At 38.9% G+C, this 21,328-nt stretch carries 23 protein-coding genes and 1 tRNA gene; 13 read left to right on the top strand and 11 right to left on the bottom strand.

Annotation, left to right across the window (positions count from 1 at the left end):
• Nucleotides 1-52 precede the first annotated feature (52 nt).
• Nucleotides 53-424 carry a membrane protein insertion efficiency factor YidD gene (yidD, locus tag N6A79_RS05690; protein ID WP_182419304.1) on the bottom strand — a complete coding sequence of 124 codons (372 nt, stop codon included), beginning with the start codon at nt 422-424 and terminating at the stop codon, nt 53-55.
• 12 nt (nt 425-436) lie between these two features.
• On the bottom strand, nt 437-868 hold the full coding sequence (locus N6A79_RS05685) for an iron-sulfur cluster assembly scaffold protein (RefSeq protein ID WP_268547314.1): 432 nt from the start codon (nt 866-868) through the stop codon (nt 437-439).
• 323 nt (nt 869-1,191) lie between these two features.
• Between N6A79_RS05685 and folE the strand changes: the two genes are divergently transcribed.
• The 4 genes from folE to N6A79_RS05665 all read left to right on the top strand — a co-directional run bounded on the left by folE (nt 1,192) and on the right by N6A79_RS05665 (nt 3,035).
• On the top strand, nt 1,192-1,815 hold the full coding sequence (gene folE / locus N6A79_RS05680) for a GTP cyclohydrolase I FolE (RefSeq protein ID WP_182419302.1): 624 nt from the start codon (nt 1,192-1,194) through the stop codon (nt 1,813-1,815).
• Complete coding sequence (gene hisI / locus N6A79_RS05675; protein ID WP_182419301.1) at nt 1,812-2,225, top strand: phosphoribosyl-AMP cyclohydrolase; 414 nt, start codon at nt 1,812-1,814, stop codon at nt 2,223-2,225. The genes folE and hisI overlap by 4 nt, the downstream gene beginning before the upstream one ends.
• A gap of 209 nt (nt 2,226-2,434) precedes the next feature.
• Nucleotides 2,435-2,519 (top strand) — tRNA-Leu (locus N6A79_RS05670).
• 156 nt (nt 2,520-2,675) lie between these two features.
• On the top strand, nt 2,676-3,035 hold the full coding sequence (locus tag N6A79_RS05665; RefSeq protein WP_182419300.1) for a DUF488 domain-containing protein: 360 nt from the start codon (nt 2,676-2,678) through the stop codon (nt 3,033-3,035).
• 24 nt (nt 3,036-3,059) lie between these two features.
• On the opposite strand, the gene cysE is transcribed toward N6A79_RS05665, so the two are convergent.
• The 6 genes from cysE to N6A79_RS05635 form a co-directional block, all read right to left on the bottom strand.
• Entirely contained in the window at nt 3,060-3,890 is an 831-nt protein-coding gene (gene cysE, locus N6A79_RS05660) for a serine O-acetyltransferase (protein ID WP_182419299.1), read from the bottom strand.
• A gap of 60 nt (nt 3,891-3,950) precedes the next feature.
• The gene (locus N6A79_RS05655; RefSeq protein ID WP_182419298.1) at nt 3,951-4,730 is read right to left on the bottom strand and encodes an alpha/beta fold hydrolase; all 780 of its coding nucleotides are present in this window, start codon (nt 4,728-4,730) and stop codon (nt 3,951-3,953) included.
• A gap of 6 nt (nt 4,731-4,736) precedes the next feature.
• The gene (locus N6A79_RS05650) at nt 4,737-5,210 is read right to left on the bottom strand and encodes a DUF192 domain-containing protein (RefSeq protein ID WP_182419297.1); all 474 of its coding nucleotides are present in this window, start codon (nt 5,208-5,210) and stop codon (nt 4,737-4,739) included.
• Nucleotides 5,211-5,913: 703 nt separating this feature from the next.
• Complete coding sequence (locus tag N6A79_RS05645) at nt 5,914-6,582, bottom strand: hypothetical protein (RefSeq protein WP_268547313.1); 669 nt, start codon at nt 6,580-6,582, stop codon at nt 5,914-5,916.
• Between the two features lie 92 nt (nt 6,583-6,674).
• Nucleotides 6,675-6,932 (bottom strand): hypothetical protein, encoded by a 258-nt coding sequence (locus tag N6A79_RS05640; protein WP_262080285.1) that lies wholly within the window; start codon nt 6,930-6,932, stop codon nt 6,675-6,677.
• A gap of 192 nt (nt 6,933-7,124) precedes the next feature.
• Entirely contained in the window at nt 7,125-7,496 is a 372-nt protein-coding gene (locus N6A79_RS05635; protein ID WP_262080283.1) for a TIGR02301 family protein, read from the bottom strand.
• Between the two features lie 173 nt (nt 7,497-7,669).
• Here N6A79_RS05635 and N6A79_RS05630 point away from each other — a divergent pair, with 173 nt between their 5' ends.
• The 7 genes from N6A79_RS05630 (at nt 7,670) to N6A79_RS05600 (ending at nt 13,761) form a co-directional block, all read left to right on the top strand.
• Nucleotides 7,670-8,419: an SOS response-associated peptidase gene (locus N6A79_RS05630; RefSeq protein WP_268547312.1), complete on the top strand. Its 750-nt coding sequence runs from the start codon at nt 7,670-7,672 to the stop codon at nt 8,417-8,419.
• 193 nt (nt 8,420-8,612) lie between these two features.
• Nucleotides 8,613-9,446, top strand: a complete 834-nt coding sequence (locus tag N6A79_RS05625; protein WP_326848769.1) for a metal ABC transporter ATP-binding protein — start codon at nt 8,613-8,615, stop codon at nt 9,444-9,446.
• A complete protein-coding gene (locus tag N6A79_RS05620; RefSeq protein ID WP_182419292.1) occupies nt 9,439-10,239 on the top strand; it encodes a metal ABC transporter permease in 801 nt (266 codons plus the stop codon). Before N6A79_RS05625 ends, N6A79_RS05620 begins: the two co-directional genes overlap by 8 nt.
• Nucleotides 10,240-10,299: 60 nt before the next feature.
• Entirely contained in the window at nt 10,300-10,713 is a 414-nt protein-coding gene (locus tag N6A79_RS05615) for a Fur family transcriptional regulator (RefSeq protein WP_268547311.1), read from the top strand.
• A 289-nt stretch (nt 10,714-11,002) separates the two neighbouring features.
• The gene (locus N6A79_RS05610; RefSeq protein ID WP_262080277.1) at nt 11,003-11,665 is read left to right on the top strand and encodes a DUF1007 family protein; all 663 of its coding nucleotides are present in this window, start codon (nt 11,003-11,005) and stop codon (nt 11,663-11,665) included.
• A complete protein-coding gene (locus N6A79_RS05605; RefSeq protein ID WP_268547310.1) occupies nt 11,653-12,717 on the top strand; it encodes a nickel/cobalt transporter in 1,065 nt (354 codons plus the stop codon). Before N6A79_RS05610 ends, N6A79_RS05605 begins: the two co-directional genes overlap by 13 nt.
• Before the next feature lie 168 nt (nt 12,718-12,885).
• Nucleotides 12,886-13,761, top strand: coding sequence for a uracil-DNA glycosylase (locus N6A79_RS05600; protein WP_268547309.1), 876 nt, complete (start codon nt 12,886-12,888; stop codon nt 13,759-13,761).
• A 48-nt stretch (nt 13,762-13,809) separates the two neighbouring features.
• Here N6A79_RS05600 and N6A79_RS05595 read toward each other — a convergent pair whose 3' ends face one another.
• Nucleotides 13,810-14,802, bottom strand: coding sequence for a DMT family transporter (locus N6A79_RS05595; protein WP_262080274.1), 993 nt, complete (start codon nt 14,800-14,802; stop codon nt 13,810-13,812).
• A gap of 313 nt (nt 14,803-15,115) precedes the next feature.
• Between N6A79_RS05595 and pepN the strand changes: the two genes are divergently transcribed.
• Nucleotides 15,116-17,782 carry an aminopeptidase N gene (pepN, locus tag N6A79_RS05590; protein WP_268547307.1) on the top strand — a complete coding sequence of 889 codons (2,667 nt, stop codon included), beginning with the start codon at nt 15,116-15,118 and terminating at the stop codon, nt 17,780-17,782.
• Nucleotides 17,783-18,130: 348 nt separating this feature from the next.
• Entirely contained in the window at nt 18,131-18,559 is a 429-nt protein-coding gene (locus tag N6A79_RS05585; protein WP_182419287.1) for an organic hydroperoxide resistance protein, read from the top strand.
• A 461-nt stretch (nt 18,560-19,020) separates the two neighbouring features.
• On the opposite strand, the gene N6A79_RS05580 is transcribed toward N6A79_RS05585, so the two are convergent.
• Nucleotides 19,021-20,283, bottom strand: a complete 1,263-nt coding sequence (locus N6A79_RS05580) for a D-mannose isomerase (RefSeq protein ID WP_182419286.1) — start codon at nt 20,281-20,283, stop codon at nt 19,021-19,023.
• Nucleotides 20,276-21,133: a glucose 1-dehydrogenase gene (locus N6A79_RS05575; protein WP_262080270.1), complete on the bottom strand. Its 858-nt coding sequence runs from the start codon at nt 21,131-21,133 to the stop codon at nt 20,276-20,278. Before N6A79_RS05575 ends, N6A79_RS05580 begins: the two co-directional genes overlap by 8 nt.
• Between the last annotated feature and the right edge of the window lie 195 nt (nt 21,134-21,328).

Raw genomic sequence — 21,328 nt, 5'->3', positions numbered from 1 at the left:
ATTCATAAACAAGATTGAAATTCAAACTTAACCAATTGCTTTAAATAAATAATCACTCAACCTTATCCTTGCAATTGCATTTTTTCGAATCTTTTTTTTGCTTTGCAATTTTCCAAAAGCGCCATGGTAAATACCATCTATAATAATCATCCAAGACAACCGGCACAGGGTCAATTCCATGGGTTCCAAACGGGCCACAACGCATAATACGAAATAACCCCATAAAACCGCCGTTCCACAGTCCAAAACGCGCTATTGCTTCATAAGTATATTCAGAACATGTGGGTAGATGGCGACATTGATTGCCAATCAATGATGAAAGCGTGAGCTGATAAAAGCGAATAAACACAATGCCTATAATGCGCCCTGGTGTTTTGCGCCATGGACCATCATAATTGCGATTATAGCGTTTTTGATCTATCATTGCCCTTGGTTTCTAAGTTGTGATTTCAATTTGCTGAATACAATCAACAACTGCGTCAAACACTAACAGAGTTGATGCGTGACGGGCTTTAAAGTCCTTTACCGGCTGCAGACAACCGAGTTCTTCAAACTTGCCTATTGGCGGCTGACCATCTTCCTTAAGCATGGCATACATAACATCTCTGAGCTCCATCAACTCTTGAGTACTTGCACCAATAACATGATTGGCTAGCAACGATGCTGAGGCTTGCCCTAATGCACAAGCGCGCACCTCTTGGGCAAATTCTATAACAATGCCATTAGTTATTTTAATATCGACAGTAATAATCGACCCACAAATTTTGGAGTGCTGGCGCGATGACGCATCAGCATCACTAAGGCGACCAGTTAGGCTAATATGAGCTGCCGCTGATAATATTTTGCTATTATAAATGTCATCAATCATAATTTATTGATACCAAATCCATCTAAATCCAGTGATTGGGACTTTCGTTCCACGAATAAACCATTATATAGGATTGAAATTCCTTTAATGCCATATAAAGGTAAACTATATATTCTCCAATATGAAGTCATATCAATTATAACCGATTCAAATTAATAGACCATATGAGCTTACTGCCACTCTTAGATATTTTCTAATTTATGTTATTTAGTAAAGAATAAAGGGAACTAAATAGGGCCGTAAGTGATTAAGTGTTGACTGTTAGCTTTATGATTATTTTATAAAGCTAACGAGTAAAATTAAGCAAAAGTTTGAAATTTAGAATGGATGTTTTCGTGCAGAATCCCGTTAGTAAAAAACCATTATCTATTGAAAAACGCCCAAGTCGTGAAGAGGCTGAACAAGCCGTTCGCACATTGCTATTATGGGCAGGCGAAAATCCCGATCGTGAAGGCTTGGTTAAGACTCCTGCACGCGTTACCAAAGCCTATGGTGAATTATTTGGCGGTTATGAGCAATCGGTAGAAGATATATTAGGAACAGTATTTGAAGAAGTCGCTGGCTATAATGATCCAGTACTTGTTCGTGACATTGAATTTTTTTCCCATTGCGAACATCATATGGTGCCGATCATTGGCAAAGCCCATATTGCTTATCTTCCTGATAATTGCGTGGTTGGCCTATCAAAACTGCCAAGAGTCGTTGATGTTTTTGCCCGCCGACTGCAAACGCAAGAAACAATGACCGCCCAAGTAGCCGATGCAATCAACAATAATTTAAAGCCGCGCGGTGTCGCTGTTTTAGTTGAAGCGGAACATTTATGCATGGCAATGCGCGGGGTAAAAAAGCAGGGTTCAACAACAATAACGGTTGCATTTCGTGGTCATTATGAAAATAATCCGCAAGAACAAGCGCAATTCATGAATATGATAAGGGGATTTCGATGAAATCTGAAAAATTTTCTTCGCCTTTTATTGATAAGGAAAAGCAGGAAGAAGGCGATATGTTTGCGCCGCGCTTTGACCAAAATGGCTTAATTACAGCCATTGCTTGCGACCATGTAACCAATGAAGTTTTGATGCTAGCATATATGAACAAAGAATCGTTGGAGCTTACTTTAAGCACTGGCATTGCTCATTATTGGTCACGCTCTCGCCAGTCACTTTGGAAGAAAGGCGAAACTTCAGGCAATATGCAACACATAAAAGAAATTCTTGTCGATTGTGATCAAGATGCACTTTTGCTTAAAGTTGAAGTAGAGGGGCACGGACCAACATGCCATACGGGCAGACAAAGTTGTTTTTATCGAAGCATTCAAGATAAAAACGGCAAACCACTATTGTTAAAGGTTCAATGAATAATGGCTTAATGAGATAATTGGGCATCTTTGCTTTAAATTTTACTCGTTAAACGCACTTGCCTTACCTTTTAGGAAACATATTGCTTCTTTTAAGCGTTAAGATTACAAAGATCTAAAAAAATTGTTATATTTAAAAAAAAGTGCTTGTCATAAAGTTACACATTTGTTACATGCCGCTAGCTGATTTATTTTAGCTTCTACCACGTGCGGTCGTGGCGGAATTGGTAGACGCGCAGCGTTGAGGTCGCTGTGGGGCAACCCGTGGAAGTTCGAGTCTTCTCGACCGCACCATTAAAAATCTATTTACAGATTTTTTAGCTTTGTTGTCACTTAGCCTTAAGCCCCATTAATTGAGATAATAGCTAAAACGCTCTTATATTTTTTCAGACATAAAGACATTGACTATTATTGATTATTTTCGCATTGATTAATCTAAAAGGCATAGTTTTGAAATTACACATTAAACATATCTATGAAACGCCAACAAATGACGATGGTTGGAGAGTTCTTGTAGATCGCATGTGGCCAAGGGGTCTAACAAAAGACAAAGCCAAACTAGATGATTGGTGCAAAGATATCGCACCAAGTGCAGATTTACGTAAATGGTTTAATCATGACCTTGAAAAATGGCCCGAATTTACTGAAAAATATAAGAAAGAACTTGATCAAAATAATATAAAAATACAAGCCTTTATAGACAGTATAAAGACACACAACATCGTAAGCTTACTCTTTGCAGCTCATGACAGCGAACATAATAATGCGGTTGTTTTAAAAGATTATTTAGAACAACTTAGCAATGATTGATAATCAAATCATGAATAAGTATACTTAAATGCCATCTCCCGCAATTAAGGTTTGGTCCATATTGCGTGCAGGCTCAGTACAACCCGCCTCACCGATGATGCGCGCTGGCACGCCGGCAACGGTAACACCTGCAGGTACATCTTTTAAAACAACAGAACCTGAAGCAATTTTTGAACAATGACCAACTTCAATATTGCCTAAAATTTTTGCACCTGCACCAATCAAAACACCATGCCGAATTTTAGGATGGCGATCACCGCCAGCCTTGCCAGTACCACCTAATGTTACACTATGAAGGATAGAAACATGATCTTCAACAACAGCAGTCTCACCAATAACTAAACCCGTGGCATGATCAAGAAAAATACCCTTACCAATGGTTGCAGCAGGATGAATATCTGTTTGAAAAACTGAAGAGGATCGGCTTTGCAAATAATAGGAAAAATCTATGCGCCCGGCCTGCCATAAAGCATTGGCAAGTCGATAGGTTTGCAAGGCATGAAAGCCTTTAAAATATAATAAGGCGTCCATTAAACGATGACAGGCTGGATCCAAATCAAAAACTGCAGCAATATCTTCACTTAACATTTCATCAAAATTTTCAATCGTTGCGGCAGCCTCGGTTAAAGTTTGCCGTAACACGTCCTGATCAAGATCGTAATGATAAAGTCGATCAACAAGCCGATTAATCACTGCCGTACGTAAACTTTGATGATTTAAAACAGAGGGATATAGAAACCCCGACATGGTGTGGTCATTGACTACAGCCGCTTCTGCCTCTGAATAAATGAGGCTCCATAAATCATCAATGTCATATTTTCTATCAAAAGAAATAAGAGTGGCAGAAGAATTCATCTAGCTCATCTTTCCAATCGTCACTATAAAGCTAATTTAACGGCACCTATCAGACAAAATCTATCTGCGACCAATAGGATGACGAGCGAGAAATTCCAAAACACCTTTTTTATATATTTTATCACCTACTGCCAACATGTGATCTCGCCCTTCAATTACCAAGGGTTCACCATTAGGTAATAAAGCTGCTAGAGCAACGGGATCGCCGCCAATTTCATCAGTACTGCCAACAGCCACAAGCACGGGTTGTTTTATTTGAAAAACTTCAGCTGCGGTGAGTTCCTTTTTTGACGTAATAACACAAGCAGCTAAAGCTAAGCGATCACTTTGGGTTTGATCTGCAAATTTTCTAAACATCAAACCTCGTTCGCTGCTAATACTTGCAATATCGTCAGCCAACAAAGCTTCAGCAACAGGCTCCCATCGTCCAGCACCTGTTACCATACCAATGCCAAGACCGCCAAAAATAGCACTTTGCACTCGTGCTGCATGTCGTAAACAAGCAAATGCTGTAATTCTTGCGCCCATGGAATAACCCATGATATGCGCATTTTCTATACCAAGATGATCAAGAAGACGAACCGCATCATCGGCCATTGCTTCAGGTGTATAGGCTTTTTCATCGTGAATTTTTTGTGAAAATCCATGGCCGCGATTATCAATGGCAATTACCCGATAACCAGCATCATTCAACGTACGAAACCACCCGGGTGCAACCCAATTAACCCATGAAGATGATGCAAAACCATGAATGAGTAAAATAGGTTGCCCATTTCCTTTATCGCGATAGGCAAGAGTGTAACCATCACTTTCAAAAAAATTCACATCATCTTTTAGCATAAATTATTACCTGACACATTTTACTGCTATTGCAGGGTGAACAACACAATCACCTTGCTTTAAATTCATCTTATTAATCTCACCAGCATTCAATTCAACAACATAGCGAGTTGGAAAACCTGAAGAAATAAGAATAGTTGATTCTGGTGTTGTATTATAAGCAAGTGAAACAACTTTGCCATTATTATCAACGAAAACCATATCAAGTGGTAAAGGAGTATTTTTCATCCACATCATAACATCGCGCTGGACTGCAAAAACAAAAAGCATAGCTCTATCATGAGGTAAATCCTTGCGGAACATTAGACCTGCTTCCAACTCCTGAGGTTTTTGAGCAACTTCAACAGAGTAATTATGCGCCCCACTAGCAGTTAAAAAACTGATAGGCGCAGAATCTACAGGAATGCGCATTGCCTCTTGTGCCATAGCATTCGTCGAAAGCATCAAAAAAGAAACTATAGCTGCAAATATCGTTTTCATTAATAAATCCCCACGGTGAAATAACTTTCACCATGCAAAACCATGGTCTATTTTGCAAGTAGAAATTTGATTAACAAAAATCAACTTACCGCATATAAAATTCCACCCGCATAAATTAACGCAATAAATATGAAATATGCTTTCGTCAAAAAATAATTGCGTGGCGAAGTCTCACCATCGGCATACTTAAATTTAAAAGGGGGATTAAATGAAAAATATTTAACAATAGCATTGCTGCTTAGTGCATTTACATTACAACAAGCTCCACAAGCACAAACAAAATGATTGTGTAAATAGCATTAACATAGATTTTTTTGAAGCGACCAATAAAAGCCCAGGAAAAGAACTCGGCACTATTAGTGTTGAACTATCTTATTATGACTTGGTATTTATACCACATCTAAAATATCTAGCACCTGTCATTCATGGGCTTCATGTTCATAGCAATCCAGATTAAATGGCGAAAAGATAATTCCACCGGTTTAGCAAGCAGTCACTTAACCCCTTCCAAAGAACAAAAAACTTTCAACTCCTTGGGATGACAACGGGCATCTTGGTAACTTCCCCCGATATTTGGTCGATAGTGATGCAACGCCAATTTTCTGGTATTTGCACCTAAATTAGGTAAATTTTACAGCCATCCCAAACCACTTGGTGGTGGAGCAAGAGTGGCTTACGGTGTGATAAAATAATCTTTCAGCCCCTAATCACCGCTAACAAAAAATTGCCATTTGCCATCTGGTGTTATACCGATGCGAAAAAAAGAATAAGCACCAATGTCTTTCATCGCCTCAAAGTCACCTGCAGTCATAATCTGGAAAGTTTCAACCATTTGAGCTTTGGTTAATTTATCTATTGGATAGGCAAATAGATACGGCCAAACATAGATTTCTTGTTCAGTGCCTTGATCAAGATGGACGTAACCTGAATTAAGTAAGTCAATGATAATTGACAGAATTTCGAGTCCCTCTCCATCGCCAGAAATCTCTTTTAAGAACTCTATTGGATCGCCTTCTTCGTCTGTCAACCTTAATTGGGTTTCGTTAATCCCAGTGCCAAGCAAGGGTCTTAATGCTTCGATTTCGCCTGTCTTAGCCGCTTTAATAATGTTTAAACGCATATCACGAACTTTAGCGGGCAAAGCAGTTTCATCATATAAAACAATTGGTAAAGAATGGCCGATTAAGCTATTTTTGTTGGTGTCATCACCATTAAAAGGACCAAAGGCACTTTCAGGATCAGGTATATTATTATCCAAAATCCCACGAAAATCTGGCTGATCGGTTTTGGAAAACGCATTTTGCAGTGGTACATTTGCTAGAATTAAAGCAAGACCTACTACCAAGACCAATTTATTGATGTTTTTTAACATTTTTACCAAATTTTATAGATAATAAGCACTGTAAATAATCTATTTAAATCCGCTAAATGTTCAACCAATGCGGTAAATAGAAGATGATTGAGTTATTGTACTGTCTTATGGTTAAGAAAATCTCCCATAATTATCCGTTCCCGAATAACATCCACAAGATTTAAGGCTTCTTCTTCCTTTTTAAACAGCAAAAAATGCTCAAGTGCAGTAACGAAAGCTACCTCAGCTAAAATTTCAGGTTCAATACCATTAGACATACCATTAGCCCAAGCTTCTGCCTGTGTTTCACTTGCAACAAGTTTTTTTTCCTGCGCAATAATTAATGCTAAGTCGGATTGACTATTTTTCATTTCCTGTCATCTCTTTATTTGTACGCAAAGAGCGTTAACACTATAATCTTATCCTAGACTAGCATATTTCTTTAGGGCCTTGTAAGATAACTGAAAAAAAGGTTAATTTATCTTTTAATGGCAGTATTCAATGACAGGGTGTATGAAATAATTTTAATTATCCCATATTTTGAATATCTATGTAAAAACCAATTAATTACCAAAGCGGTCAATTAATTCTTGGGAAAGTTTCTTACCCTCATCATTATAAAGCTCTATCGCGCTTAACGCAGCAAGCGTACATTGGTAGTAATTTTCAGAAAAAGCACGAAAACCGCTATTAAAGGCAGCTGTTAATTTAGTCTTTCTTGCGCCGTCAGCTTGTTCAGCATTTAACAATAAATCCATTTTGTCACGCCAAATAGCTGTATCTTCGCCGCATAAATTATAAAGATAATGAAGAGAACCCAAAACTTCTGATAAACGTATCATTTTTTTATCATAGCTAACATTTTGCCCAAAAGCATGGGATGCGGGTAGCAAAATAGTTAGAATAAAAACAATGGAAAAAAAACGTTTTATCACGATAAAAGTCACCCCAACTTCATGCTGCAACACAATTTCAAATTGTCAAAAACTTATTAAATAAGATTAAATTTTTCGCAATTCGATACATATTTACAATTTTGTTGTATTTGTATTTATTAATTCGCTTAGTTAAACTTATAAAAGTCAATTAATTTAAAACTGGAAATTAAATGTGTGGTCGTTTCACTCTATTAACAGATATTACAAAAATTGAAGAGCAATTTGGCGCCATTGTTCCAATTGCAATACCACACCTTTATAATATATCTCCAACACAGCCAATCCTTATTGTAAAGTACCCAGAAGCAACAAGGCCAGACAATAGCAACCTCCCCCCACATGATGTTTCATTAATGCGTTGGGGATTTGTTCCCGCTTTCGTCAAAGAACCTGATAAATGGCCACTAACAATTAATATTAGAGCAGAAACGGTACATTTAAAAAAATCATTTAGAAATGCTCTTAACCACCGCCGAATTATCATTCCTGCGAGCGGTTTTTTTGAATGGAAAAAAACAACTGGCAAACAAAGCCAGCCTTATTACATTACGTCTCAAAATAGTCCAATTATCGGCTTTGCTGGGCTTGCTGAAACATGGAGTGGCGCAGACGGCACTGAAATTGACACTGCAGGCATAATAACCACAGCCGCAAATAATGATATAAAAATGATACATCAACGCATGCCACTCATCATTTCAAAAGAAAATTATCAAGCGTGGTTAGATATACGCAACTATCGCGGCGAAGATGTCTTGCGCATGTTAACCACACCTGACACGGAAAAATTCATTGCTAGAAAAATATCTACCAAGGTTAATGATGCCAATTATCGCAGCGAAGATCTTTTGGACGAAATACAGGAATTAGAAACACCCAGCGCATCCAAAAGCCACCCTGACCAACTGTCACTCTTTTAAAAAATGCATGAGCTATGTTTTAAAATTGCGTTTTTTAAGTGTTATGTTATAACGATAATGAATTATGTGTCTTTAGGCCAAGCATTGATGGTTAAAACCTTTGATTTTTATCGAGGCTAAGTCATTTATGTGCATAAAGAAAACACATCAAACTTATTTATATATGATTACAACCAATAATTTAGGTATTTGAATAGAAAGTTTATTCTTCGTGTCGTCCTCATTGATAAAGCTTATAAACGCTGGGATTTTTCGCAATAATCGCTGGCTGGTACGTAACATTGACATGGAATTATCACGCGGCGAAATTATAACGCTTATTGGCCCTAATGGTTCAGGTAAAAGCACCACCGCAAAAATGGCTCTTAAAATATTAAAACCTAATGAGGGCAATGTTTGGCAAGCACCAAACTTGCGGGTTGGCTATGTGCCACAAAAGCTTAATTTCGACCGTAGCATGCCGATGAGTGTCGGTCGCTTTATGGAGCTTACCCATAAATTGAAAATGGAAGATGCCGATGCAGCCCTTGCAGAAGTTGGGGCATTGCATTTACGTGGCGCGCAAGTTCTCAATTTATCAGGAGGGGAATTGCAAAGGGTCATGTTGGCACGTGCTGCTGCAACCAAACCTGATATTCTTGTTTTAGATGAGCCATTGCAGGGCGTGGATTTTAGCGGCGAAGCAGAACTTTATGATCTGATTTCTCAATATAAGCAGCGGTTAAATTGCGGAATTTTACTTATTTCTCACGACTTACACGTCGTTATGGCAGCATCCGACCGCGTGATTTGCCTCAATGGGCATATTTGCTGTAGCGGTAAGCCAGAAGAGGTGGCAATGAGCCCAGAATATAATGCCTTATTTTCAAGGAATGGTAAAAATTCCGCCGCACTTTACCGGCATCAACATGACCACAACCATCATCCAGATGGTACGATTTGCCAAGGCGATCAATGTCGCGATAACAGCAAACATAATCATTTAACAAAACCAGATAATAAACCACAGGATAATACGAATGTTTGATGATTTTTTTGTACGCGCTATGGTTGGTTGTATCGGCATTGCCTTGGCAGCCGGGCCTTTAGGCTGCATCGTCGTTTGGCGCCGCATGGCTTATTTTGGTGACACAATGGCCCATTCAGCTTTGCTTGGCGTTGCTCTTGCCTTCATATCCAACATTAACATGACCATTTGTGTTTTCATCGTTACAACAATGCTGGCCATTATCCTTTTACTTTTACAACGCCGTCATACACTTTCAAACGACTCTTTACTTGGCGTACTCTCTCATTCAAGCCTTGCTATCAGCTTAATTATTTTAAGTTTTTTACCTTGGGTACGACAGGACCTTTCAGTCTACTTATTTGGCGACATATTATCGGTTTCTCGGCTTGATCTTTTAATGATCTGGTTGGGCGGTATTTTTGCTATAGCGATTATTTATATCATCTGGCGGCCACTTATCGCTGGAACAGTCAATGCCGACCTTGCTAAAGCAGAAGGGCTTTATCCTGAAGTTGCTCAAATTATTTTTATGCTTATGCTCGCGCTTATTATCGCTGTGGCTATGAAAATCATCGGAATATTGCTGATTACCGCGCTTTTGATACTACCTGCTGCCACAGCAAGACGGTTGTCATCAACCCCTGAAATCATGGCCTTGCTTTCTAGTGTCATCGGCATTATCTCTTCAACAACAGGATTGCAAATGTCAAAAATCTTTAACACGCCTTCTGGTCCCTCAATTGTTGTTGCCGCCTTTGTCCTTTTTGTTATTTGCCTTTTGCCATTCAGCTTGTTAAAAAACAAAACTTAGCTAGATTAAAAGCAATTATCGGCTAATATATTTGAGTATGACTTATGAAAAGAGTGATAGATGATGCCCCCAATTGGTGATCTTACAAAAAACCAAAAGTTCGTTCTTGATGTCCTCAAGAAAGAGCGGGCACCATTAAGCGCTTACACTATCCTTGATCAATTGCGCGATGAGGGGTTTCGCGCTCCGTTACAAATTTATCGCGCTTTAGATAAGTTGATTGCAATCGGTGCAGTGCATAAGCTTGAAAGCTTAAATGCCTATATCGCCTGCGCCCACCCTGACTGCGATGACCATCATCTTGTTGCTTTTGCTATTTGTAAAAACTGTGGCAAGGTTCACGAATTTAACAATCACGTTATTGAACATGAAGTGCATGACCATATGCATAAGATCCACTTTCGCCCCCATGCAACAACATTAGAAATTCGTGGTCTTTGCGAAAAATGTGCAGAAGAACCCAGCAATGCTTAATATTACCTATTACCTGCGTATTTATGGTGCACCTTAGATGACAGCCCACTAAGGCGATGCTAAATAGGCCCAATTTTTCTTAATATTTAAATTTTTTATTTACTATTTGGCAGGTGTTTTCTTTTTGTCATAATTAAAGCATATTTTCCTCAAATGAATCAATTTAAGCATTTTTTGATCCGCTTGCATAGTTTGTCGCCGCTTTTACCTATCACTCGATATGCTAAAAGCAGCTCGTCATGCATAGATCAAACAACAAACTAATGCATGTAAGGTTTTTTAAAATTAAATGATCAAAACTCTATTTAAGTTTTTTTTTAGTATTTTATTCATTGTGCCGATGACTGCTATTGTGCAAGCTCATCCACATATTTTTGTCGATGCAAAAGTTCAAATTCAACTAGATAAAGATGGCAAGGTTGAAAAACTCTCGCAAGATTGGTTGTTTGATGCTTTGTTTTCGGCTGGGGTTATTTTAGATTTTGACAAGAATGGTGACCGTTTTCTTGATCCATCAGAACTTGCCGAAATAAGCAAAACTATCCGCGAATCCTTAGCTGAGTTTGACTATTTCCAATCTGTAACAGTAGATGGTAAATCAGTTAAGCTTGCGAATCCCGATAAGCTTATTGCTGATATGAAAAATAATCAGCTCACGCTTCATATTGAAAATAAGCCCAAAGAGCCATTATATATTAAACGTGGTGGCCATTACAGCTTTTCACTCTATGACCCAACTTTTTATGTTGCTGTAAACTTTAAACGCGATATTGATATTTCATTTTCGGGATTACCTTCGTTTTGTAAGGGCTACATGGTTCGTCCTGATGGCGATAAAATATTATCCAAAAGTCTTGCCAATGAAACCGAAGATTTTTTTGCAAATCCCGATGCAAGTTTTGACCTAGCCCAACGTCTTGCGCCCAAATTGGAAGTGATATGCGACAAATAAAATTTATGCCTTTAATTGCTGTAATATATTATAGCATGCTAACTAACGCCTTTGCTAGATCTCCACTTGGTATCGGTGCGCCTGAGCAGCCCGTCAATAATTCATCCATTTTTTCAGAAATTTATGTTTATATTCTTGGTTGGCAACAGGTCTTTGAACGCACAATTGGCGGATACCTCATTGGTATGAAAGAAAATCCACATAATGCAATTTGGCTTATTGGTCTTTCTTTTCTTTATGGCATTTTGCACGCTGCAGGTCCAGGACATGGTAAAGCAGTAATTGCATCTTATCTTGTTGCCAATGATGCAAGTTTAAAACGCGGTATTTTCTTATCGTTCCTTTCATCAATTTTGCAGGCGTTAAGCGCAATTTTTATTATTTTATTAGTATTTTTTCTAATTCCTGGCAGTCTCACACAAGCAGCTACATTTTTAACAACAGGCAGCTTTATTCTGGTTATGATTTTGGGGATGGTTATGATCTGGCGAAAAATCAAACCCTATTTTCACAAAAAAAGCATTAAAACAACTATATTTGACAGTGCACCAGCCAGTGACTTTAACCAACAAAGCAGCTTTCAATCAAGCCTATCCCCCAAAAGCGCATTAAACAACAAACCGCGCTTAAATTATGAAAAAGGCGGCGTTGACCATGTATTTAATGGCGCAGGTGAGATTTGTAATGATTGCGGCCAAGCCCATATGATTAGCCCTGACATTGTCAAAGAACCACTGCAGTTGCGCCCTGCCCTTATGGCTGTTTTTTCTGTCGGCCTTCGCCCATGTTCCGGTGCTATATTTGTCATGAGCTTTGTCATGCTCAATGATTTATGGGTCATTGGTGTGTTATCGGTTTTGGCTATGTCTCTTGGCACCTTTATAACCGTATCGCTTCTAGCTGCGCTTGCTGTCTATGCAAAATCATTAGCCCTCAAGATTTCAAATCGACCAAGCCATTTTAACTTTTTCAAATCTGCATTAGAATGGTGTGCCGCAATTTTCATCTTCCTCACTGGTCTTTCCCTCACTTTGACCTCGATTATGAGTTAAATTTAAAATAAATTAACGCGTTAATCATTTATATAAACGCATAAATTAATTTGCCATTTGAATTGTGTAAAAATAAAAGCTTTAGCAACTTGTATGTGCTAACAAATATGATTATTAAACCTTCATTATTTTCCAAGAAATTAACTGCTACAAACAGGAATACGAAGCGTGAGCGAAAACCTTATTGGACAGAAAAAAGCCTTTACATTTGAAGAGCTTTTACGTTTCTATCAGGATTCTGGCGTTGATATAGCAATCTTGGATGAACCTATTAATCGGCTTCAGGTAGCGCCTGCACCTTCAAATATTCAATCTGAAACCAAGATCGCGGTTAATCAAGAACCAGTCTCGACCGCAACAAAGGCGACTGACAGCAAAAAGGCACCAACAAGAACTGCAAGTGCCACGCGTAAAACCAATTATGTTCCCCTTGATGACCAGATAAAGCTTGCACGTGAAGTTGCGATGCATGCAAATAGTCTTGAAGAACTATGTCAAAATTTAACCGATTTTGAGGGCTGTCCTTTAAAAATTACCGCTAAAAACACCTGCTTTGCTGATGGTACAAACAAGAGCAAGCTAATGATTATCGGCGATGTGCCAGAGCGTGAGGAAGACTTGCAAGGTGTGCCTTTTGTTGGTCCCGCAGGTGAGCTACTCAACAAAATGCTTGGAGCAATAGGGTATAATCGTCAAGATGTTTATATTGCCAATGTTATCGCATGGCGTCCACCGGGCAATCGCGAACCCACACAGCATGAAGTTGAATTATGTAAACCTTTCATTTACAGGCAAATTGAACTGGCAAATCCTGATATGATATTAGCGTTCGGCGGCACAACAACAACATGGCTTACCGGTGCTAATGAAGGTATTTTGCGTATGCGCGGTAATTGGCTAAAATTTGTAACCGCAGGTGGAAAAACTATTGATGTTATGCCAACATTCCATCCGCGTTATTTATTGAAAAATCCCCTTCATAAAAAATTTACGTGGCAAGATTTGCTTACTGTAAAAATGAAAATGCGTGAGTTATCCCATTAACTCACCCATAAGTTGATTATCTTTCATGCATATTTCATACAAATTATTCTATTTGGAATTTGCTGCACGCTCTTGTGGCTTTAATAAATTCAAGCGGCTTTCACGATAAATAATAAATATTCCAGAGCCAACGACAATCAAACTTCCAATGAGCATTTGCGTTGTTGGCACATCACCAAAAACCACATAACCAATAATAAGCCCGAGCACCAAAGAGACATATTCAAAGGGTGCAACAGTTGATGGTTCAGCATGGCGATATGCTTCTGTCATAAATATCTGCGCTACACCGCCAAAAAGACCTGCACCGATTAATAGACAGGCTATATGCCAATCTGGCCAAACCCAGACATCAAGCAATGCAGTTTTTATGCCTATATGATTTAAAAAATAGCCAATAGGCCAAGATAGCAAAGAAAATAAGCTTGCAGAAATCATGAAATAGAGCACAATTGTTGTTGTACGCTCGGTAAAAACTAAGCGACGCACCAATAAAAGTGCAATAGCTGTAAGCACGGCGCTAGCAAGGGCAGCTATAGCGCCATAAGCAATCGACGTATCTAGTTCCTGCGCAGAAAATATCGTCATACGAGGCCAAATAACAATCAACACACCGACAAGCCCAGCAAAAACTGCACTCCAACGATATAAACGTACTTTTTCCTTTAAAAAAATAACGCTTAAAATTACTAAAATGAGCGGCGCACCATAACTAATTGCAATAGATTCAGGTAAAGGCAATAAGGTTAAAGCATAAAAATTACACATCATAGCCAAAATGCCAAACAATCCACGCCAAATATGCCCGACAATATTGCTTGTATAAAAAGCTTTACGCAACTCACCACGCATAAATAGCCAGATAAAAACTGGTAGCAATCCGAAAAATGAACGAAAAAAGCTAAGCTCACCAGCTGGAATTCCAACCGCTGCTTTGAGTAAAGTTGACATACCGACAAAGAGCGCAACAGCCGTAACCTTCATCCAGATTCCAACCATTACATTTCCTGAAATAACAGGCATTTTATCTATAGAACCCATAATAAAGCCGATACTTTCACCTAAAACATCAAAGCATTAAACCACATTGCAGCGATAGTGATACAAAATTAGGCACATCGCACTCTTACTACTTATTCAGCCTAAAAGATTTAAGTTAAATATTTTGCGTACATTTAAAACCTATTTGTCACGATATAATAAATAATCGATTATCATAGTTTTTTTTAAATATCTTGTTTTTAAAAAAGTAACTAACAATAAAGCAACGATTGGAGATATTTTTAAAAAATCTATTGCAGCCTTTTAAATTTATTCCTACCTTAAAATAAATTAACAAATGGGATTTAAGGTTATGAACACGGTAAAGCGTCCAGTTTTTCGCTTAAAAGACTATAAGCCAACACCATATGAAATAAAAACAACGCATATGGACTTCATTCTTGAAGCTGAAAATACAGTTGTGACCACAAGATTGTCGCTAGAAAGACGGCAAGGCACTAAAAAAGGCGCACCACTTATTCTTATTGGTGATGAATTGGAGCTGGTACGTGTTGCCATTGATAATATTGAACTAGAGCCAAAAGCATTTACCATAACCCCCAGCCAATTAAAAATTGACAATCCTCCTTGTGATCCTTTTACCTTAGAAATTACAACGAAAATCAATCCCAAGGCTAACCGCCAATTAATGGGTCTTTACCAATCTAATGGTGTTTTTTGCACCCAATGCGAAGCAGAAGGCTTTCGCAGGATCACATATTTTTATGATCGTCCTGATGTTCTTTCCGTTTATACTGTTCGGATTGAAGCAAACAAAAAACAATCCCCCATTTTATTATCCAATGGTAATTGCGTTGAAACTGGAAATATAGGCAGAGATCGGCACTTTGCAACATGGCATGACCCCTTTCCCAAGCCATCCTATTTATTTGCTTTGGTTGCTGGCAATCTCGAAGTAACCCGCGATAGCTTCAAGACAATGAGCGGTAAAATTGTGGATCTTGGCATTTATGTCGAGAAAGGTAAGACTGAGCGCGCGCTTTATGCAATGGATTCGCTTAAACGATCTCTTGCGTGGGACGAAAAAGCTTTTGGTCGCGAATATGACCTTGATATATTTAATATTGTTGCAGTTTCTGATTTTAATATGGGTGCAATGGAAAATAAGGGACTGAATATATTTAATGATCGATATATTCTTGCCGCAGCCGAAACCGAAACCGATGCGGACTTTGCCAATGTTGAACGTGTAGTTGCCCATGAATATTTCCACAATTGGACGGGCGACCGTATCACTTGCCGTGACTGGTTCCAATTATGCTTAAAAGAAGGGCTTACGGTTTATCGAGATCAAGAGTTCTCATCAAGCCAACGCTCGCGTCCAGTGCAACGTATAGACCAAGTTCGTTTATTAAAAATCGCGCAATTTCCAGAAGATGCCGGCCCCCTTGCCCACCCCGTACGACCTACGCAATATAGCGAAATTAATAATTTTTATACAACCACTATCTATGAAAAAGGTGCCGAAGTTGTCCGCATGGTTCACACCTTGCTCGGTGATGAATTATTTAGCAAAGGTATGGATCTATATTTTGACCGCCATGATGGCGAGGCTTGTACGATTGAAGACTTCATTGCATGCTTTGCGAAGGTTTCAAAACAAGATTTTTCTCAATTTATGCTTTGGTATGAACAAGCAGGCACACCACATGTAAAAGCCAAATTTGACTATAACGAAAAGCATGAAACCCTTACCATTAAGCTAGAGCAAAAAATCTACCCAACACCAGGGCAGAAGAAAAAGAAGCCAATGGTCATACCTATTCGCTTTGCTCTTTTAGATGAAGAGGGTAACGAAATTAATGTGAAAACAAATAGCAATAGCGAAGCTAATCTTTTAGTGCTTAACGAGGCCAAGCAAAGCTTCCACTTCAAAGGGATAAAGCATCGGCCTGTGGTGTCACTATTGCGTGATTTTTCTGCCCCAGTCATCCTTAAAACAGATTTAAGCAAAAAGGAGCGTTTTTTCCTTGCTGCATTTGATCAGGATCCAGTTAACCGGTGGCAGGTACTCAATGATCTTTTGATGGATGAATTGGTACACGCCCATAAGCATGAGGGAAAACTGCGCCATAAGCAATGCGTAAAACTTGCCAAGCTCGTCGATAATGTTGCCAATGATGAGCGTTTAGAACCAGCTTTTCGCGCGATTGCTTTGACCTTGCCTAGCGAAGCAGAAATTGCAAGGATTGTCGCAAAAGATATCAATCCCGATTATATCCATGCTGCAAGACAAATATTGGTTGAAATTGTTGCTAAAGAAAACCAAGCAAGCTTTAACACACTTTATAAAGCAATAAACCCTGCAAAGCCATTCACCCCCGATGCAATCAATGCAGGCAAGCGCGCTTTGGCAAACACATTACTTTATTATATTGCCATAGCTGAAAATTCGCCTAAAAGGGTCGGCGGCTTATATGACCAAGCAGATAATATGACCGATCGCCTTGCTGCCCTTAATATTTTGGTGCAAAATTTTGCCCGATCTAAAGAAGCACAATCAGCGCTTAGCGACTTTGAAAAACGCTTTGACAAAGATGTTCTAACAATTGACAAATGGTTTGGTGTGCAAGCTCGTAGTGCAAGATTGGACACCCTTGAAAAAGTGCAAGAGCTTACCAAACACAAGCACTTTTCCTTTGACAATCCAAACCGTGTGCGTGCATTGATTGGGGCATTTGCGGGCGGCAACCCTGTTGCATTTAACCGTAAAGATGGCGCTAGCTATGATTATCTTGCAAAGATTATCATTGATATTGATGGTAAGAATCCGCAACTTGCATCCCGTCTGTTAACAACTTTACGCTCTTGGCGATCTTTAGAGCAAAACCGCCGCAATAAGCTTGAACATGCTCTAAAGCATATTGCCAAGACAAATAATTTGTCCAATGATGTTAGTGATATCATTGCAAGGTTACTTGGTGATGATAAGGATAAAAAGAAACATAAAAATAAGTGATTATAAGACCACTTATAATCTTGTTCAATAAGAACAAGACGCTATATACTAACTAATATTGAATATAGAATTTTCATTAAAATGCCTAAAATTTTCGGCATTTTAATGAATTATTGGGAATAGAAATTCATGTTCAATATCAATTTTAGAACGAATAAAGCTGCTGATGTGGCTGGACATTTTCCATAAAAGTGTAAAAGCAGTTTTGCGATGGAAAATACATAAACAAAATATTAGAGCACAATGATAAGCCAATACTTAGCGGATGTGCTCTAGATTAGCTTAAGTAGCATACAACTTAACTCCCCCCAATTGGGCAATATTCACTTGATTATTTTAGGAGCAAACATGTTAGAAAAAGTTATTTATACAACAAGTGCAACAGCTAAAGGTGGCCGTGAAGGTCATGTTACATCGCAAGACGGTGCCATCAACCTAGACTTGATCAAACCAAAAGAAATGGGCGGCAATGGCAAAGTCGGCGCAAATCCTGAAACTCTTTTTGCAGCTGGCTATGCAGCCTGCTTTGAATCAGCAACGCGCTTTGCGGCTGCCCAAAAGGGTATGAAAATTGGTGAAGATAGCTGGGTTAAAGCCGATGTTGGTATTGGCCCTCGTAAGGAGGGTGGCTTCCAATTAGTTGTAACGCTTAACGTTCATCTTGATGGCCTTGATAAGCAACAAGCTGAAATGGCAGCGCTTACTGCCCATAATGAAATTTGCCCCTATTCCCATGCCACACGTGGCAATGTGGAAGTACAAATCAAGATTGTTTAAATTTTAATTATTCAAAATAAGAAGGCGCTCACCCTATCGGAAGGGCGCCTTTATTATTTTGTATTATCAAACTAAAATCCGACAGGTTTTCCAGTTTTTGTAATAACATCATCTGAAGTTATTTCATCAGACTTTTTTTAAATTTTAAACTTACCCTGTTTGAAAAATCAATTATATGAATGTTTGTCGAGAACTTCGACGATTGTTCGCACATTTATCATTCAAATTTTAAAACAATTTTCCCAGCCCGAACAGGTATTGATCTATCATCAGCCACATTTACGATCACAATCTTGAAATCTTTTTTGCTTTATTTCTATCGTAGACTGATTTGTAAAATAATTATTAAAAAAAACATCAAACCGCTAATAACGGTATGATGTTTTAAGCTAAACAGTTAATTCACAAACAGACAATAACCAAGTTTAATAGTTTAAATCCATAATGCTATAAATCAGCAATTATTGATTTATTTGCATACGTTGAGCAAGCATTGTTGCGAGCGAGGGAGCTAGAGGCAATATCGGCGTTAAGGTTGATTGATAAGCATGATAAAGGTCTGGCTTTCCTACATAAATTTTACTTGAGGGATTGTTGTCGCCATCAACTTCATTATGCCAGCTACCACCTCGCCGATCAATCATGTGTAAATCGAGAAAATCCCAAAATCGCCGATACCAAACTTCGTATTTAATATTGCCAGTACGTTTTAAAAGCGCAGCGGCGGCAGTTATAGCCTCGGCTTGCACCCAATGAGCGCGATTACTTACATTAGGATTATCCTGCCAATCAATTGTATAAACAATACCCGGCTTGCCGTTTGCAGCCCATCCAGTATTAACACCTGCGTCGAATAATTTGCTTGCATCTTCAAATAACCATGTTGGCGCTTCTTCACCATTTAGAAGTAAAGCCGCTTCAAGCTTTAGCAGCAAGTGGCTCCACTCCAAAAAATGACCTGGTGTCATGCCAAATGGCCGCATATCATCATAAGGTTTATCCTTATTGAAATCGCGCATTAACAGCCAATTTTTATCAAAATGCTCCGGAACTCGATAATTATGTTCACGCGCATTGGTATGGATAATACGATGCGCAATCCGCAAAGCTCTTTGCCGCCAAATAGAAGAATTTAACACGTCAGCAAGCGCCATACACATTTCTACAGAATGCATATTACTGTTTGCACCGCGATAGTTTTCCTCATTAGACCAATCTGCCGCAAAACTTTCGCGCATAGCTCCTTCATTTTCAGACCAAAAATATTCTTCAAGTATATCAACAGCTTGCTTAAGAAGAAGTTCAGCTCCTTCGGTTTTCGCTACAACTGCTGATGACGCAGCCAAGCCAACGAAAGCATGAAGGTAGGCAATTTTTCTTGCTTGTGGTTGATCTTCTGCCTGTTTCCAACCACCATGCTTATCATCATGCAATGGCCCAAGAAGAGCCTTAATACCATGTTTTACAAGCGGCGCGCAACCGGGTAAACCTAATATAGAACCCAAAGCGTATGCGTGGGTCATACGGGCGGTTATGATTGTTTGAGCAACCGCGTTGTCAGGAAGATTACCTTGATCATTAAGAGCGGTAAAACCGTTTTTAACGCGAGACTCTTTCGAAAAGTCTAACAGCCTTTGTCCTTGCTGCTCTAGCCAGCGATGATGTCGCTGGCTATGTAACCATGTTTGTTCTGATGGCGAAACAGATGCTAATGTGTCAACCATTGATAATCATGCCACCGTTAACATGAATGGTTTGCCCAGTGATAAATGATGAATCTTCGCTAGCAAGATAAACATAGGCCGGACCTACCTCACTTGGCTGACCAATGCGCGCCAAAGGAACACTTTTTCCCATATCGGCCACAATCTGAGGATCGATAGGTCCAAATCCAGCAGGCTGAATTGGCGTCCATATAGGACCGGGCGCAACTTCATTCACCCTTATACCTTTATCTGCTAGTTGTAATGCCAAAGCACGCGTAAAACCTGCTTGCGCTGCTTTAGTAGTTGAATAGGCAACGAGCATATCATTTCCAGCAAAAGCATTGACCGAAGTTGTGTTTATAATTGATGCACCTTTATGTAAATGCGGTAACGCCGCCCTAGTTAAATAAAACATTGCATGCACATTAATATCAAAATGCCAATGCCAATCATCATCAGAAATTTCACCAAGGTCTTTAGCAACCTTTTGAATACCTGCATTATTTACGACAATATCTAATCCACCAAATTGCTCAATAACAGTTTTAACGACACTATTACAATTTTCCACTTTTCGTAAATCCGCTTCAATCGCTAAAGCTCGCACACCCTCTGCCTCAATGAGTTTCTTTGCGTCTTGGCCATCGTCAGCTTCTTCTGGAAGGTAAATAATGGCAACGTCAGCACCTTCACGAGCAAAATGCAATGCCGCGGCCCTACCAATACCACTATCTCCACCCGTAATAAGTGCCTTTTTACCAGCTAGTTTGCTTGAACCTTTATAGCTATCGCGTATGTGTTGCGCTGGTGGAACAAGTTTAGATTCTACACCAGGCATGTGATCTTGAGATTGTGGAGGAATTTTCATAATACGTACTCCGTTTGGGTTGTTAAAGTTAAACGGAGACAAGCATTAATGGTTGCAATAAAAATATAGCTAAATTTGTGCACTGAGCCATATTTTCAAAAAAAGAAAAAAATTACGTTAAATATCAGTTAGATAGAATTTCAAATAGCTAATTCTTGATAAAGAATATTTTAGTAAATTATAATTTACCAATCA

The organism is Bartonella sp. HY761 (genome assembly GCF_026743145.1).
Lineage (GTDB): Bacteria > Pseudomonadota > Alphaproteobacteria > Rhizobiales > Rhizobiaceae > HY038.
The sequence above is the reverse complement of the archived record's forward strand: the minus strand, read 5'-3'. Positions and strand labels throughout refer to the sequence as shown.

What these genes read in the sequence shown, in the direction of transcription:
- yidD (WP_182419304.1), bottom strand. Translation starts at nt 424, where the DNA reads ATGATAGATCAAAAACGCTATAATCGCAATTATGATGGTCCATGGCGC.
- N6A79_RS05685 (WP_268547314.1), bottom strand. Translation starts at nt 868, where the DNA reads ATGATTGATGACATTTATAATAGCAAAATATTATCAGCGGCAGCTCAT.
- folE (WP_182419302.1), top strand. Translation starts at nt 1,192, where the DNA reads ATGGATGTTTTCGTGCAGAATCCCGTTAGTAAAAAACCATTATCTATT.
- hisI (WP_182419301.1), top strand. Translation starts at nt 1,812, where the DNA reads ATGAAATCTGAAAAATTTTCTTCGCCTTTTATTGATAAGGAAAAGCAG.
- cysE (WP_182419299.1), bottom strand. Translation starts at nt 3,890, where the DNA reads ATGAATTCTTCTGCCACTCTTATTTCTTTTGATAGAAAATATGACATT.
- N6A79_RS05655 (WP_182419298.1), bottom strand. Translation starts at nt 4,730, where the DNA reads ATGCTAAAAGATGATGTGAATTTTTTTGAAAGTGATGGTTACACTCTT.
- N6A79_RS05650 (WP_182419297.1), bottom strand. Translation starts at nt 5,210, where the DNA reads ATGAAAACGATATTTGCAGCTATAGTTTCTTTTTTGATGCTTTCGACG.
- N6A79_RS05645 (WP_268547313.1), bottom strand. Translation starts at nt 6,582, where the DNA reads ATGTTAAAAAACATCAATAAATTGGTCTTGGTAGTAGGTCTTGCTTTA.
- N6A79_RS05640 (WP_262080285.1), bottom strand. Translation starts at nt 6,932, where the DNA reads ATGAAAAATAGTCAATCCGACTTAGCATTAATTATTGCGCAGGAAAAA.
- N6A79_RS05630 (WP_268547312.1), top strand. Translation starts at nt 7,670, where the DNA reads ATGTGTGGTCGTTTCACTCTATTAACAGATATTACAAAAATTGAAGAG.
- N6A79_RS05620 (WP_182419292.1), top strand. Translation starts at nt 9,439, where the DNA reads ATGTTTGATGATTTTTTTGTACGCGCTATGGTTGGTTGTATCGGCATT.
- N6A79_RS05615 (WP_268547311.1), top strand. Translation starts at nt 10,300, where the DNA reads ATGATGCCCCCAATTGGTGATCTTACAAAAAACCAAAAGTTCGTTCTT.
- N6A79_RS05610 (WP_262080277.1), top strand. Translation starts at nt 11,003, where the DNA reads ATGATCAAAACTCTATTTAAGTTTTTTTTTAGTATTTTATTCATTGTG.
- N6A79_RS05605 (WP_268547310.1), top strand. Translation starts at nt 11,653, where the DNA reads ATGCGACAAATAAAATTTATGCCTTTAATTGCTGTAATATATTATAGC.
- N6A79_RS05595 (WP_262080274.1), bottom strand. Translation starts at nt 14,802, where the DNA reads ATGGGTTCTATAGATAAAATGCCTGTTATTTCAGGAAATGTAATGGTT.
- pepN (WP_268547307.1), top strand. Translation starts at nt 15,116, where the DNA reads ATGAACACGGTAAAGCGTCCAGTTTTTCGCTTAAAAGACTATAAGCCA.
- N6A79_RS05585 (WP_182419287.1), top strand. Translation starts at nt 18,131, where the DNA reads ATGTTAGAAAAAGTTATTTATACAACAAGTGCAACAGCTAAAGGTGGC.
- N6A79_RS05580 (WP_182419286.1), bottom strand. Translation starts at nt 20,283, where the DNA reads ATGGTTGACACATTAGCATCTGTTTCGCCATCAGAACAAACATGGTTA.
- N6A79_RS05575 (WP_262080270.1), bottom strand. Translation starts at nt 21,133, where the DNA reads ATGAAAATTCCTCCACAATCTCAAGATCACATGCCTGGTGTAGAATCT.